This window comes from Pantoea sp. X-Soil-MYKO-1785 (genome assembly GCF_059730675.1).
The window spans coordinates 4013339-4028232 of sequence record NZ_AP036000.1 but is presented as its reverse complement, the minus strand read 5'-3'; the positions used below and the strand labels follow the sequence as shown (position 1 = coordinate 4028232).

General features: G+C 58.6%; 14 protein-coding genes. 8 read left to right on the top strand and 6 right to left on the bottom strand.

Translation table 11 applies throughout. The annotated features are described in order from the left end of the window. The first annotated feature begins 52 nt into the window (after positions 1-52). On the top strand, positions 53-676 hold the full coding sequence (locus tag AC6I8D_RS19125; protein ID WP_312758751.1) for a glutathione S-transferase family protein: 624 nt from the start codon (positions 53-55) through the stop codon (positions 674-676). Here the strand turns inward: AC6I8D_RS19125 and AC6I8D_RS19120 are convergent. Then, on the bottom strand, positions 643-2130 hold the full coding sequence (locus tag AC6I8D_RS19120) for an aminotransferase-like domain-containing protein (RefSeq protein WP_497820599.1): 1488 nt from the start codon (positions 2128-2130) through the stop codon (positions 643-645). The two genes, AC6I8D_RS19125 and AC6I8D_RS19120, sit on opposite strands and share 34 nt — an antisense overlap. A gap of 134 nt (positions 2131-2264) precedes the next feature. Here AC6I8D_RS19120 and AC6I8D_RS19115 point away from each other — a divergent pair, with 134 nt between their 5' ends. Then, entirely contained in the window at positions 2265-2852 is a 588-nt protein-coding gene (locus AC6I8D_RS19115) for a LysE family translocator (RefSeq protein ID WP_089561892.1), read from the top strand. On the opposite strand, the gene AC6I8D_RS19110 is transcribed toward AC6I8D_RS19115, so the two are convergent. From AC6I8D_RS19110 to AC6I8D_RS19095, 4 genes are all read right to left on the bottom strand, one after another. Further along, positions 2849-5233: a phosphoketolase family protein gene (locus AC6I8D_RS19110; RefSeq protein ID WP_497820598.1), complete on the bottom strand. Its 2385-nt coding sequence runs from the start codon at positions 5231-5233 to the stop codon at positions 2849-2851. The genes AC6I8D_RS19115 and AC6I8D_RS19110 overlap by 4 nt on opposite strands. Positions 5234-5357: 124 nt before the next feature. After that, complete coding sequence (mqo, locus tag AC6I8D_RS19105) at positions 5358-6971, bottom strand: malate dehydrogenase (quinone) (protein WP_312054141.1); 1614 nt, start codon at positions 6969-6971, stop codon at positions 5358-5360. 278 nt (positions 6972-7249) lie between these two features. Further along, positions 7250-7483, bottom strand: coding sequence for a hypothetical protein (locus AC6I8D_RS19100; protein WP_497820597.1), 234 nt, complete (start codon positions 7481-7483; stop codon positions 7250-7252). Next, on the bottom strand, positions 7480-7935 hold the full coding sequence (locus tag AC6I8D_RS19095; RefSeq protein WP_497820596.1) for a carboxymuconolactone decarboxylase family protein: 456 nt from the start codon (positions 7933-7935) through the stop codon (positions 7480-7482). Before AC6I8D_RS19095 ends, AC6I8D_RS19100 begins: the two co-directional genes overlap by 4 nt. Positions 7936-7994: 59 nt before the next feature. Between AC6I8D_RS19095 and pdxR the strand changes: the two genes are divergently transcribed. Beyond that, positions 7995-9467: a MocR-like pyridoxine biosynthesis transcription factor PdxR gene (gene pdxR, locus AC6I8D_RS19090; RefSeq protein WP_497820595.1), complete on the top strand. Its 1473-nt coding sequence runs from the start codon at positions 7995-7997 to the stop codon at positions 9465-9467. Here pdxR and AC6I8D_RS19085 read toward each other — a convergent pair. Continuing rightward, on the bottom strand, positions 9457-9699 hold the full coding sequence (locus AC6I8D_RS19085) for a DUF1158 domain-containing protein (RefSeq protein ID WP_312054145.1): 243 nt from the start codon (positions 9697-9699) through the stop codon (positions 9457-9459). The two genes, pdxR and AC6I8D_RS19085, sit on opposite strands and share 11 nt — an antisense overlap. Positions 9700-10016: 317 nt before the next feature. On the opposite strand from AC6I8D_RS19085, the gene mntP reads away from it, so the two are divergent. The 5 genes from mntP (at position 10017) to AC6I8D_RS19060 (ending at position 14892) form a co-directional block, all read left to right on the top strand. Beyond that, on the top strand, positions 10017-10592 hold the full coding sequence (gene mntP / locus AC6I8D_RS19080; protein WP_031377046.1) for a manganese efflux pump MntP: 576 nt from the start codon (positions 10017-10019) through the stop codon (positions 10590-10592). A 119-nt stretch (positions 10593-10711) separates the two neighbouring features. After that, positions 10712-10789 carry a stress response protein AzuC gene (azuC, locus tag AC6I8D_RS19075; RefSeq protein ID WP_122983632.1) on the top strand — a complete coding sequence of 26 codons (78 nt, stop codon included), beginning with the start codon at positions 10712-10714 and terminating at the stop codon, positions 10787-10789. A 249-nt stretch (positions 10790-11038) separates the two neighbouring features. Beyond that, on the top strand, positions 11039-12046 hold the full coding sequence (gene dgcN, locus AC6I8D_RS19070) for an N-acetyltransferase DgcN (protein ID WP_312054148.1): 1008 nt from the start codon (positions 11039-11041) through the stop codon (positions 12044-12046). Between the two features lies 1 nt (position 12047). Then, positions 12048-13013 (top strand): N-acetyl-D-Glu racemase DgcA, encoded by a 966-nt coding sequence (dgcA, locus tag AC6I8D_RS19065; protein WP_312054150.1) that lies wholly within the window; start codon positions 12048-12050, stop codon positions 13011-13013. 16 nt (positions 13014-13029) lie between these two features. After that, the gene (locus tag AC6I8D_RS19060; RefSeq protein WP_312054152.1) at positions 13030-14892 is read left to right on the top strand and encodes an ABC transporter ATP-binding protein; all 1863 of its coding nucleotides are present in this window, start codon (positions 13030-13032) and stop codon (positions 14890-14892) included. Positions 14893-14894: the final 2 nt, after the last annotated feature.

The following is a 14894-nucleotide window of genomic DNA, read 5'->3' as shown; positions in this document are numbered from 1 at the left end:
ATAGCAGGTAACAGGACTATGAATAAGTTAAAGATTTCACTGGAGACTGTGAATGTTAACCATCCTCGGACGTACCTCTTCTATTAACGTACGCAAAGTGTTGTGGCTCTGCGACGAGCTTGACCTCGATTACCTGCGGGAAGAGTGGGGCGATGGCTTTCAGTCAACCCACTCACCTGAATTTATGGCGCTTAACCCGAATGCGATGATCCCGGTGCTGAAAGATGACGAGCTGGTGATCTGGGAATCCAACGCCATCCTGCGCTATCTGGCAAACGCCTATGGCGGCGAATGGCTCTACCCGCTCCACCCGCAGTCGCGTGCGCCGATCGATCAGTGGATGGACTGGCAGTCTACCGAGCTCAACACCTCATGGCGCTACGCTTTTATGTCACTGGTGCGTCACTCGCCGGCCCATCAGGACCCGCGCCTGCTGGCGGCAGCCTGCAAAGGCTGGTCGCATACCATGAGTATTCTCAACCAGCAGCTGGAAAAAACCGGCCGCTACGTCGCCGGGCGCAACTTCACCCTGGCGGATATACCGGTTGGCCTGGCGGTGAACCGCTGGTTCGAAACGCCGCTCGACCATCCTGATTATCCGGCGGTGCGCCACTATTACGAGCGCCTGACCGAGCGCCACGGCTACACCGTCTGGGGCCGCAACGGCACCCCGTGATCCTCGCCAGAGGGCAGGCCGGCTAACTCGCAGGCTATTTCACCGGCGCGGCGGATTGCCCAGCTGTAGCGATCGTCAAACGGATAGCAGCAGGAGAGGCGCAGCGCGTGGTTATAGCGTTCGCTGAGCGAGTAAAGGGCGCCAGGCGTGACGCAAATCTGCTCCTGCAACAGCCGATCAAACATCTCGGTAGTATTAACGCCGCCCGGCAGTTCGACCCAGAAGACAAAGCCACCGCGCGGCAGCGTGGCGCGGGTGCCCTGCGGGAAGTGGCGGGCGATTAATCCGCGCGCCTGATCCAGATTGGCGGCATAGCGACGGCGCAGGGTGCGCAGATGGTGATCGTAGCCACCGTTTGCCAGAAATTCCGCCAGCGTTTCCGACAGCAGCGCCGATTCCGCCATCGACGACACCGCTTTTAACCGGGCAATGGCGCTGTGGAAGCGCCCGGCGGCGATCCAGCCGATACGAAAATCGGGTGCCACGGTTTTGGTAAAGCTGGTGCAGTAGAGCACCCAGCCATCGCGATCAAAGGCTTTTACCGCCGGTGAGAGCGGCCAGTCGAACTGCAGTTCGTCATACAGTCCATCCTCAATCAGCGGAACGTGGTAAGTATTCACTAACTTCGCCAGCCGCTTCTTGTTTGCCAGCGACATGCAGTAGCCAAGCGGATTCTGGGCGCTCGGCATGGCGATTAACGCCTTAATACGCTGCTCCTGTAGCAACATCTCCAGCGCATCCAGCGACAGGCCATGCTGTGGATCGGTCGGGATTTCCAGCGCCTTCAGGCCCAGCGACGCCAGCAGCGGAAACAGAAAGAAGTAGGTCGGCGACTCCAGCCCGACGCAGTCACCGGGTTGCGTCACGGCACGCAGCGCCAGCTGCAACGCCTCCATGCAGCCGTGGGTCAGGGTGATCTCATCGGCGGTCAGCGTCTGTCCGGCGTGCAGCGCCCGCCGCGCGATCTCCTCCCGTAAGCGCTCACTACCGGGCGGAAGCGCATAGCGCCCAATCATATTGGGATGACGGCGCAGCAGCGCGGCGGTTATCCGGCCAATACGCGCCGCAGGAAACAGCTCACTATCCTGCGGGCAGGCCAGCGAGATATTGATGTAGTCGGGATGATTCTGGGCGGCAAACACCTTATCGATCAGGTCGAGTTTTTCACTGCTGGGATCGCGCACCCGGGCTTTATGCGAATCGTGCCGGGTCACCGCCGGCAGCACACCGCGCACGTAGTAGCCCGACTGGGGACGCGCCTCAATCAGGCCGCGATCTTCCAGCAGCTGCCAGGCGTTCAGCACGGTATTGACGCTGACCTGGTGCGATTGCGCCACGCGCCGGATGGCAGGCAGGCGTTTGCCGGGCTTCAGCGTGCCCTGATGGATCGCCTCAGCGAAGTTGTCAGCCAGCTGCTGATAGAGCCGCTGATCGGGTGAAGGAGCAAGGGACACAATAGCCTCCGGACGCGATGGGTACAATTGCTGTTAATCGAAACTGTAACCATCACAATAATGATTTTGTGTCACTGTTACCATTCCTTTTCCCGCCGTAGCATGAAGCTCTGTTGATAATCAGGAGTGCCATCATGCTCGATCCCTCTTTTTTCAGTTACGTGACCGTTATGTCGATTACGCCTGGCCCGAATAATTTGCTGCTGGCGACCTCAGGCGTCAATTTCGGCATGCGCCGCACGCTGCCGATGGTGTTTGGCATTCTGGTGGGTTGCGCGCTGCAAACGGTGATCGCCGGGGTCGCGCTGGAGGTATTACTGCACTGGATGGCGGCGATTCGTCTGCCGCTGACGCTGGCAGGCTGTGCCTATCTGTTGTGGCTGTCGTGGAAGATTTTTCGGGCTGCGGCACCGGAAGCGCGCAGCAAACCGCAGCCAATGACGTTACTGGGCGGCGCCTGTTTCCAGGCGATCAATCCCAAAGCCTGGCTGATGGCGACCAATGTGGCGTTGTTGTACAGCGCCAGCAGCGGCGTGCTGACGGTGATGCTCGGCTTTATGCTGCTGAATCTGCCCTGCATTTTGATCTGGGCTGCGCTCGGCGATCGCCTGCGCAGCCATCTGCAAATTGCCTGGAAGCGTCAGCTCTTTAACAGCCTGATGGCGCTGTCGCTGGTGGCGACCACCGTCTGGATGCTGACGGACGCATTGCAGGCCATTTAATCCGGTGCGCCGGGTGCCGTTGCCGAAGGCCATTTCCAGTTCTGCACCTCCGGCACATCTTCACCGTGTTCACGCACATAGCGATGATGTTCAGCGATGCGCTCCTGCAGATCGTCCAGCAGTTCAGGATGCGCATCGGCCAGCCCCGGCACGCGCAGGATCGCCTCCTGCGCCAGATGATAACGGTCAAGCTCATTCAGCACCGTCATATCAAAAGGCGTGGTGGTGGTTCCCTCTTCAATAAAGCCGCGCACATGGAAGTTACGGTGGTTATTGCGCTGATACGTCAGCCGATGCACCAGCGTCGGGTAGCCGTGGAAGGCAAAAATCACCGGTTTATCCACGGTAAACAACGCATCAAACTCCGGGTCTGACTTGCCATGCGGATGTTGATCCTGGGTCTGCAGCGCCATTAAATCGACCACGTTGACTACCCGGATTCGCAGCTCGGGCAGATAGTCACGCAGCAGGTCGACCGCCGCCAGCGTCTCCATGGTTGGCACATCGCCGGCACAGGCCATCACCACATCCGGTTCGGCATCATCCGGCGTGGTACCGGCCCAGCGCCACTCTCCCATACCCGCTTCGCAATGGCGAATGGCGCTCGCCATATCCAGCCACTGTGGCGCGGGCTGCTTACCGGCCACAATCACGTTGATCCGATCCCAGGTACGCAGGCAGTGATCGCCAACCCATAACAGCGTATTGGCATCGGGCGGCAGGTAGATGCGTACGATATCGGCTTTTTTGTTGGCAACATGATCGATAAAGCCTGGGTCCTGATGGCTGTAACCATTGTGATCCTGACGCCAGACGTGAGAAGAGAGCAGGTAGTTGAGCGATGAGACCGGTTTACGCCAGCCCAGTTTGCGCGTCACTTTGAGCCACTTGGCATGCTGGTTAAACATCGAATCGACGATATGAATAAAGGCTTCATAGCAGTTGAACAGGCCGTGACGGCCGGTCAGCAGATAGCCCTCCAGCCAGCCCTGACACTGGTGCTCGCTCAGGATCTCCATCACCCGGCCATCACGTGCCAGCTGCTCATCGTAAGGTTCTATTGCTTCCAGCCAGGTGCGGCTGGTGGCGTCAAACACCGGCGTCAGGCGGTTAGAGGCGGTTTCGTCCGGGCCAAACAGGCGAAAGTTATCGAGGTTACGCTCAAACAGGACCCGCAGATAGCGGCCGAGCTGCTCGGTGGCCTGCGCCATCTGCGAGCCCGGCTCGCCGGTATCGAAGGCAAATTCGGCAATGTCCGGTGTATCCAGCTCGCGACGCAGCAGGCCACCGTTGGCATATGGAGAGGCGCCCATGCGCTTATCGCCCTGCGGAGCCAGCGCCTGCAGCTCCGGTTTCAGCCGTCCCTGCTCGTCAAACAGATCGTCAGGCTGATAGCTTCGCATCCAGGCTTCGAGAATCTGACGATGACCTTCATCCTCACGGCAGGCCGCGACCGGCACCTGATGCGCCCGCCAGAAACCTTCCACTTTTTTGCCATCCACGGTTTTGGGGCCGGTCCAGCCTTTCGGGCTGCGCAGCACAATCATTGGCCATCGCGGAACGCCGCTGCTGGCTTTGCCCGCGCGCGCCTGCTGCTGGAAGGCGGCTATTTTACTGAATGCGTTATCCAGCGCTTGCGCCATCAGCGGGTGCATTTCTTCAGGCCGATCGCCGCTGACGAACAGCGGCTCATAGCCGTAACCGCTGAACAGCTGGCGCAGGTCTTCATCACTGCTGCGGCCGAGGAGGGTCGGATTGGCAATCTTGTAACCGTTGAGATGCAGAATCGGCAGCACCGCACCGTCCCGCGCAGGATTGAGGAATTTAATGCCGTGCCAGCTGGAGGCCAGCGGCCCGGTTTCCGCTTCGCCGTCGCCAATCACGCACGGCACAATCAGTTCCGGATGATCAAATGCTGCGCCAAACGCATGCGCCAGCGAGTAGCCCAGTTCGCCGCCTTCATTAATGGAGCCGGGCGTTTCCGGTGCCGCGTGGCTGGGAATACCGCCTGGAAAGGAGAACTGCTTAAACAGGCGTTGCATACCCGCTGCATCCTGGCTGACATGCGGATAAATTTCGCTGTAGCTGCCTTCCAGCCAGGTATTGGCGACCATGCCGGGACCACCATGACCCGGTCCGCAGACATAGATCAGATTCAGATCGCGCTGGCGAATAATCCGGTTGAGGTGAGCATAAATAAAATTCAGACCGGGCGTGGTGCCCCAGTGACCCAGCAGGCGGGGTTTGATGTGCTCTGGCTTCAGCGGTTCGCGCAGCAGTGGATTGTCCATCAGGTAAATCTGCCCGACAGACAAATAGTTAGCCGCGCGCCAGTAGCGGTCAAGAAGCTCGAATTCCGGTGCAACGTTGGGTTGAGACATGCCGTTTCCTTCTGAAAGTTCAGCTAAACGATCTCTTAACCCTAATAGAGAATAGGGCAGTCAACCAGGCGAGCGGCAAACAAAAAGGCCCCACAGCGGGGGCCTTGAGAGAGCAGGGACTGAATTACTTACCGACAACAAACGCGGTTTCGCGCCCTTCATCGTTGGCCGCCATCGGCGTGACCGGGGTGTAATCGAGCTGCAGAATACGGCTGGTTTCCGCCAGCACTTTCTCGGTCAGCGCCACGTCACCGTTCAGCTTGCGGCCCCAGGACGGAATAACGGCCCGGATTTTATTCTGCCATTCTGGCGATGCCATCTGCTCAGGGTAGACCTTATGCAGCAGCTCCAGCATGATCGGCGCAGCCGTTGAGGCTCCTGGCGAAGCACCCAGCAGCGCCGAAATCGAGCCATCCTGCGAGGCAACCACTTCGGTGCCAAGACGCAGTACCGCGCCCTCTTTCTCATCTTTTTTGATGATCTGCACGCGCTGACCGGCGGTGACTAAACGCCAGTCTTCCTGCTTCGCCTGTGGCACATAGGCGCGCAGGGCATCCATCCGATCGCGATCGCTTTGCAGCACCTGATCCATCAGATATTTCACCAGATCAAAGCTTTTCAGCCCGACTTTAACCATCGGCAGCATATTGCTGCTGTTCAGCGAGGTGAACATATCCAGCAACGAACCCTGCTTCAGGAACTTGGTGGAGAAGGTGGCAAACGGCCCGAACAGCAGCACCTGCTTGCCATCCAGCACGCGGGTATCGACATGCGGTACCGACATCGGCGGTGCGCCGACGCTGGCTTTGCCGTAGACCTTGGCCATGTGCTGCGCCACCACCTGCGGATTTTCAGTCACCAGGAATGAGCCGCCCACCGGAAAACCGGCATAGCCGTTGGCTTCCGGTACGCCTGCTTTCTGCAACAGCGGCAGCGCCGCGCCGCCAGCACCGATAAAGATATTTCTGGCGGTCAGGGTACGGCGGGTGCCGCTTGCCAGACACTGCAGCGTAACCTGCCAGCGGCCATCGCTCAGCCGCGTCAGTTCACGCACTTCCTGACGCAGACGCAGACGAAAATTGTCTTTCTTTTCTAAAGAAGCGATCAGCTGGCGCGTCACTTCACCGAAATTGACGTCGGTTCCCATTTCGGTCCAGGTGGCCGCCACTTTCTGACTGCGGTCACGGCCTTTCATCACCAGCGGGATCCATTCGGCAATCTGCTGCGGATCTTCGGAGTAGGCCATGCCACGGAACAGGGTGCTTTTCTGCAATGCCTGAAAGCGTTTGCGCAGGAACGCGACATTGTCGTCGCCCCAGACAAAGCTCATGTGCGGCGTGCTGTGGATAAAGCTTTTTGGATTGCGCAGGTTGCCCTTCTGAACCTGTGAGGCCCAGAACTGACGGGAAATCATGAACGATTCGTTGATCGTCACCGCTTTGGAGATGTCGATGCTGCCATCGGCACGCTGTGGCGTATAGTTCAGCTCGGCCAGCGCGGCATGGCCGGTGCCTGCATTGTTCCAGCCATTGGATGACTCTTCTGCCACGCTGTCCAGCCGCTCTACCATTTCGATAGACCAGTCCGGTTCCAGATCCTGCAGCCATGCGCCCAGGGTGGCGCTCATCACGCCCGCGCCAATCAGCAACACGTCAACGTCTTTGCGCTCCTGCGCGGTAGTGGTGTCCTTTGCCATGGCACTCATCGCGAGCGCAAGGTTTACAGCTGAATTGCACATGAGGCGACATCTCCTCTTCTGTTGACCTGAAGCTCAACAGTTTTGCAGGCGAAATAGTCACGCTTCTTTCGAGCGCGTTGCGCTATTTCTCAAAGGTTAAGACTCAGGTATAGGTTAAAGCGGTGATAACGGGTTAACTGCACGTTATGCTTTGTCATGCGAATATAACATTCTCGCATCTGAATTAAACATTTGTTTATTTTTTAAATGCAGAAATGATTCAGCATAAGAATTAATCATAGCGGTCGCGGCAGTATAAGCGGATTTTTATCGATAACTCAGTGGGTTAACGGAATCGGTTGTTGCAGGAACGCGCCATTGTGGTGCAGCGCCTGCTGCGCGGGTAACCGAGAGGAATTATTTAATTCACTGAATTTCAGGCAGTTATCGGCGGGTAAGGAATAGTCTAAAAGTGCATCAACGGCGGTTTCAGGCGCCTGGTGTAAAAATAATGTTACATTTTTGTGAGGATGAAATGCGCGCGCCACGGCGCACGCATCGAACGGGATCACTGACCGGACACAGCTGCCGGGAGCTTTTTCAGACTGATTGCCATGCGGTTGTAGGTGTTCATCAGACCGATGGCGATATTCAAATCGACTATCTCTTTGTCGCTGAAGCAGGCCTGAAGGGCGGCATAATCCTCATCGGGTGCGCCCGCGCTGGCGATCAGCGTCAGGCACTCCGCCCAGCGCAGGGCCGCCTTCTCGCGATCGCTGAATAAATTCCCCGATTCATTCCACACTGCGGTCAGCACAATTTTATCCCAGCTCACCTCCGCTTTATGCAATGCTTTGCTGTGCATGTCGATGCAGTAGGCGCAGCCGTTAAGCTGCGAGATACGCAGGAACACCAGTTCCAGCAGGGTTAACGACAGGTCGGTTTGTGTCAGATAGTGATAAACACCACCGAGCGCTTTCATCCCGGCCGGGGCCACTTGATTAAAATCGATACGTTCACTCATTTTTTTGCCTCATTGATGTGGATTGAGGCGATTGTCGGTTTTTCCATGGAACAGTAAAAGTGCCAAAAAATGACGATTTAACTGACCCATCGATCTTCACTACGCTAACGCTGAAACGCGGGCAGGCGCGGGGACTGAGTGAGCAGCTGCGGCAGCAGATTGAGCAGGCAATAATCGATCGGCGCTTGCCGCCGGGCGCACGGCTTCCTTCCTGCCGTGATTTAGCGGCCCAGCTCGGCGTCGCACGCGGTACGGTGCGCGCCAGCTATGACATGCTGGTGGATCGCCAGTTTCTGCAGACCCGGGGCGCGGCCGGCACCTTTGTGAACCCGCTGCCGATGCTGAGTGAGACGGCTGGTGCACAGACAAAAGTGCAGGCTGGTGTGCATGCAGTACCGCTGTCACTGCGCGAGGGCGAAGAGAATGACGACTCGCCGCCCCTGACGTTCCAGATGGGCATCCCGGCCAGCGACAGCTTTCCGGCCAAAGTCTGGCTGCGCATTCTGCAACGTCAGACACGGGCGCTGGTCGGTAAACCGGCCAGTTACCCCGATCCACGCGGCACGCCGGCACTGCGTCAGGCACTGGTTGCCTGGCTGGCGGTGGCGCGCGGGGTACGCTGTCATGCCGATCAAATTTTTATCACCAACGGCTATGCCGGGGCGATGGGCCTGATTGGCCTGGCAATGGATTTTCAGGGGAAACAGGCGTGGCTGGAAGATCCAGGCTTTATGGTCGCCCGGCGGGCGATAGAAACCCTGCGGGTAAGGCCGGTTGCCGTGCCGGTCGACGCCGAAGGTTTGCAGGTTGAGGAAGGTCTGGCGCGGGCACCGGATGCGGCGTTTGCGCTGGTCACGCCGGGCCAGCAGGCACCGCTCGGCGTAACGATGTCGCCGGCACGCCGCCATGCGTTGCTTAACTGGGCCAGCCGCCAGCAGCGCTGGATCATTGAGGATGATTATCTGGGCGAACTGCAGCCCGGCCACCGGGCTGCACCGGCGCTGGCGGCGCTCGACAGTGAGGGCCGGGTGCTGCATATCGGCACCTTCAGCAAATCGCTGACGCCGCGCTTGCGGCTCGGCTTTTTAGTGGCGCCACCCGCTCTGGTCTCGCGCTTTGCGGATGTCAGTGCGCTGTTAGCCCCGGCATCGTCGGGACTGCTTCATGATGCGGTGGCGGTGTTCCTGCGGGAAGGGCACTTCATGCGGCATCTGCGGCGCATGAAGCGGGTCTACCATGAACGACTGGAGCAGATGATGGCCGCTCTGCAACCCCATTTTCCCGCGGTGCAACGTGCCGGGCTGTCGGTGATTGTCAGGTTGCCGGCCGGTACGCCGGATCGGCTGATTGCGCAGCAAGCATTGGCCTATGGTATGGCCCCGTCACCGCTGTCGATCTGGTATCAGCGCGACGAACAACGCTGCGCCGGACTGCTGCTCGGAGCGGCTCAGTTACCGCGAGACGGCTATGCGCGCAGCGCAGCCCGCCTGAAAGCGCTGGTCGATGCGCATACCGCCCGACTCAGCTGCTGAACCAGCGACGCCAGACGAAGCGAATCACAAAAAACTCCACCGTGCCCAGCAGTAAAAACCAGATACAGAACACCAGGGTGTAGAGCTGGTTAAGATCCTGCAAATGCAGCATCTGCTGCAGGTGCTGTGCCATTGACAGGCTAAAGGCTGGCGCAGGCAGCAGCAGGGCAGAGAGAAACCCCAACAGCAAAATGCCGCCAGGCACGATTAACGTTTCAAAAGGGTTATTCATAACGGGCATCCGGTAATAATAAGCCGGGCATTTTCCGGCAATCCGCGCTGGGGTTCAATCAGGGAATGCAGACGCTGCGGCCAGACAAGCCCGAAATCCGCCCGGAAAACCATCAGAAAATGCTTTGCCACCATCGACTTAGCGCGAAACATAGCGAATGATAAAAGTTATAGCCTTGGCTATACTTAAATCCATGATTTTACTGTCTTTTTATCTTTGCGGTTGCGTGGTAGACTGCGCGCACTTTTTCATTACTGAACACTTTGTGTGGTGAATACAGCGTGAATTGCCGCTTTTTCGCCCCAGGTGAATAAATCATGACCTTTATTGCCACCTTAATTCTTGCCCTGGGTATGTCGATGGACGCGTTTGCTGCTGCACTGGGCAAAGGTGCCACCTTGCATCGTCCTGGTTTTAAAGAAGCGCTGCGCACCGGTCTGATTTTTGGCTCAATCGAAGCCTTAACGCCGCTGATTGGCTGGGCGCTTGGCCTGGCCGCCAGTCGTTACATCATGGCGTGGGACCACTGGATCGCTTTTATTCTGCTGGCGTTTTTAGGCGGGCGGATGATGATGGAAGGTTTTCGTCAGACCGCCGTCGCTGAACCCTGTGAAGCGCCGCAAAGCCATGGCTTTATGGTACTGGCCACCACCGCAGTGGCGACCAGCCTTGATGCGCTGGCGGTCGGTGTGGGCCTGGCCTTCCTGCAGGTCAACATTATTACCACTGCGCTGACCATCGGAGCCGCTACCACCGTTATGGCCACCACCGGCGTGTTGGTGGGACGCTTTATTGGTCCGGTACTCGGCAAATGGGCGGAAGTGCTCGGCGGTCTGGTGTTGATAGCCGTCGGTGCGACCATCCTGCTGCAGCATCTCGGTCAGGCTGCTTAACGGCTTTTTGCGCATAAAAAGCGCAATTTTGTGATCCGGTTCAAAATTTATTGCCGATAAAACGCGCTGAAGTTATACTTTTCGCGTATTTCTTCAACTAATTTTGCATCAGGTGTCACATGAAACGCATTTTTAACTACGTGTTCCGCGCTTACGTCGAGACCTTCAAACACGTACCGCCGGGTGCGATGTACTAAGCACTCCGCAAGAAACCCTCGATAATCGCGGTCAGGGATCGACCGATGATTATCACTTTTTCTTCTGTTCCAGCCTCTCTGGTTAGCCTCATTCTGCTGTTCTGATTCGCTTATCGGCTGTTGTCATAAGCGTCGCCTCTGACTATACCCTCAGGTTATACCCCAGCATTAAACAAGCATTCGTCTCGCTGTCATCCGCATGAAATATTCAGCTCAGGCCCTATCACCTGTCTGAAAAAGAGAAACGTCATGCTGATCCCTCAACCCTATCTACTTTTCCTTGGCGATGTCACCGATCCGCTGGCGGCGAAAACGGCGCGCGGCATTCAGGTCTGGCGTCCGGAACAGTGCGTTGGCGAAATGTCCCTGCCCGGCTGTACCGTCAGTCTGGGACTTGAGACGCTGGACATTGTCAGTGCCAAAGCGCGCGGTGCGAAAACGCTGGTACTGGGAACCGCTAATGCCGGTGGCTATCTACCGGCACACTGGCTTGAAACCGTGACCGGCGCAATTAAAGCGGGCCTGAACGTGGCCAGCGGTTTGCACCATCGTCTGGCCGATGAGCCGGAACTGGTGGCGCTGGCGGCAGAACACGGGGTGGCGTTGTTTGATATCCGCCATATGCGGCCAGCACTGACGGTCGGCAGCGGTAAAAAACGTAGCGGCAAACGGGTACTAACGGTGGGCACCGACTGCTCTGTTGGCAAGATGTACACCTCACTGGCCCTGGAAGCGGCGATGCGCGATCGCGGCATGAAGGCGGATTTCCGCGCCACCGGCCAGACCGGCATTCTGGTAGCCGGTGAGGGTATCGCGATTGATGCAGTGATCGCTGACTTTATCGCCGGGGCCGCCGAAGCGCTGTCACCGGCGAATGAAGACGATCACTGGGATATTGTCGAAGGTCAGGGCTCGTTGTTTCACCCCTCTTATGCGGGCGTCAGCATGGGGCTGATTCACGGTGCGCAGCCGCACTGGCTGGTGATGTGTCATGAGATGGGACGTCCGCATATGCGCCACCTGCCGCATCAGCCGATGGTCAGTCTGGCAGAGTGTGTGGAAGCCAATTTGCGGGCGGCCAGCGTAACCAGTGATCAGGTGAAGCTGGCCGGATTCGCCCTCAACACCTCCGGTTACGGTGAACAGCAGGCCCGCGACTATTGCGCACAGGTCAGTGCAGAATTTGGCGTGCCGGCTACCGATCCGGTGCGGTTTGGTATTGATGCCATCGCGGCACTGTTGCAGGAACGTGGCTGAGATGCGCCGCATGCAGATCGCGGTGGCTGAACTGCCGCTGGCGAAGCCCTTTGCAATTTCACGCGGCACCCGCACTGCCGTCACGGTGATTCGCGTCACGCTGGAGCAGGACGGTTTTATTGGTCTCGGCGAGTGCACGCCGACGCCGCGCTACGGCGAAAGTATCGCCAGCGTCAGTGCGCAGCTGGCGGCACTGCAAAGCGAAATCGAAGCCGGACTGAGCCGTGCGGCGTTACAGAATCGACTGGCGGCAGGCGCGGCGCGCAACGCGCTGGACTGTGCCCTGTGGCGGCTCAATGCCGCCCGGGCCAGAGAGACGCTCTGGCAGCAAACCGGCCGTGAAAAGCCACATGCTGTGGTAACAGCGGAGACCCTGAGTCTGGACAGCATTGAACGCATGGCGAGTGCCGCCGCGGACGCCGTATCACGGGGCGCACTGCTGCTGAAAATCAAACTCGACCACCAGCACATTGTCGGGAAAGTGGCGGCCATCCGCGCCGCTGCTCCCGAGGCGACGCTGATTATCGACGCCAATGAGGCCTGGCACGGTCTCGATCTGCCTTCGCTCTTCACCGCCCTACAGGCGTATGACATCGCCATGATTGAGCAGCCCTTACCAGCGGGTCAGGATAGCGAGTTACTGGATTTTCCCCATCCGATTCCCGTTTGTGCTGATGAAAGCTGCCATACCGTGGCGGATATCGCCGCGCTGCGGCATCGCTACGAAATGATCAACATCAAGCTCGACAAGTGCGGCGGCCTGACGGAGGCGCTGGCGATGGTGGCCGCCGCCCAACAGCAGCACATGCGCCTGATGGTGGGCTGCATGCTTGGCTCATCGCTGGCGATGGAGGCGGCACTGCCGGTAGCAATCGGCGCAGAGTATGTCGATCTTGATGGGCCAATCTGGCTGGCGGCTGACAGCTCGCCCTTCCTCTCGTATTCGCAAGGCCGTATCTGGCTTTAACGCACCCGGAGCAACGATGACGGACACTTCTTCTCTTAATCCGACCGCCCGGAGTGCCGCTGCGCCGGTTCTCACCATTGACAATCTTTGCGTCAGTTTCCGCGGACGCAGCGGCGTACACCGGGCGCTGAATGGCATCTCGTTTGAGATCAACCCTGGCGAAATCGTCGCGGTAGTGGGGGAAAGCGGATCGGGAAAATCTGTTACATCGCTGGCCATTATGGGGCTGTTAGCCGCCTCAGCGCGCACCGAACGCGGCTCAATTCTGTTTCGCGATCGCAGCGGTAAGCAGCACGATCTCAGCACCCTCAGCGAAGAACAACGACGCAAGCTGCGCGGCCGCGAAATGGCAATGATCTTTCAGGAGCCGATGACCTCGCTGAATCCGGTATTGCGGGTAGGCGACCAGCTGACGGAGGCGCTGCGCGATCACCAGTTGTGCGATAACGCGCAGGCGACAGCGCGGGCCCGAACATTGCTGCAGCAGGTACGGATAGCAGATGTTGATCGGGTGATGAAAAGTTACCCGCACGCACTCTCCGGCGGCATGCGGCAACGGGTAATGATTGCGCAGGCGCTGGCCTGCGATCCGCAATTGCTGATCGCCGATGAGCCGACTACCGCGCTGGATGTCACCGTTCAGGCGCGCATCCTGCACATCCTGCGCGATTTGCAGCAGCAGAAGCAGATGGCGGTGCTGTTTATCACCCATGATATGGGCGTGGTGGCAGAGGTCGCCGATCGGGTGGTGGTGATGTATCGCGGTAACGTGGTCGAACAGGGCCCGGTAGCGGAGATCTTCAGCGCGCCTCAGCATGACTACACCAAAGCGTTATTAGCCGCGGTGCCGAAGCTGGGTGATATGCGCGAGCATGCCTGGCCGCAACGTTTCCCGCTGCTGGGCGCGGCCGCGACGCCCGCCGGCAGCCAGAAAACCGCCCGCTATGACCAGCAGCCGCTGCTCGACGTGCGCGGCCTGAAAGTGTACTTCCCGGTTCGAAGCGGCATTTTCTCAGCGCTGACGCATCGGGTTCACGCGGTGGAGCAGATTGACTTCAGGCTGTGGCCAGGTGAAACGCTGGCAATTGTCGGTGAAAGTGGCTGCGGTAAATCGACCACCGGACGGGCGCTGATGCGTTTGCTGACCAGCGAGGCGGAAAGCATCTATTTTCAGGGCAACGAAATCGCCACGCTGAAGGAGGCGCAGTTTCAGCCGCTGCGTCGTGAAATACAGATGGTGTTTCAGGACCCTTATGCCTCACTCAATCCCCGGCTGACCGTTGGCTTCACCATTGCCGAACCGCTGCTGTTGCACGGGCTGGTCTCCTCGCTCAGCGAAGCCACACCGCAGGTTGAGGCACTGCTGAAAAGTGTCGGTCTGTCCCCTGAGCACGCCCAACGTTATCCCCATGAGTTTTCCGGCGGTCAGCGTCAGCGTATCGCCATTGCCCGCGCCATGGCGCTGCGGCCCAAAGTGATCATCGCCGACGAAGCGGTGTCCGCGCTGGATGTGTCAATACAGGCACAGGTGGTGAACCTGATGATGGATCTGCAACAGCAAACCGGCGTGGCATGGATTTTCATCTCGCACGATATGGCCGTGGTGGAACGCATCGCCAACCGTGTGGCGGTGATGTACCTCGGGCAGATTGTCGAGATTGGCCCGCGTCAGTCACTGTTTAACCAGCCACAGCATCCTTATACCCAACGACTGCTGGCCTCGGTGCCGGTGGCCGATCCGCTCAGCCGTCCGGTTCGTCAGTTTGATGACAGTGAAATCCCCTCGCCGCTGCGCAGGGCAGGAGAGACGGTAGAAAAAAACCGTTACCGCCAGGTCGCGCCCGATCACTGGGTGGCCGAATCCCCTTTGTTGCGTTAATT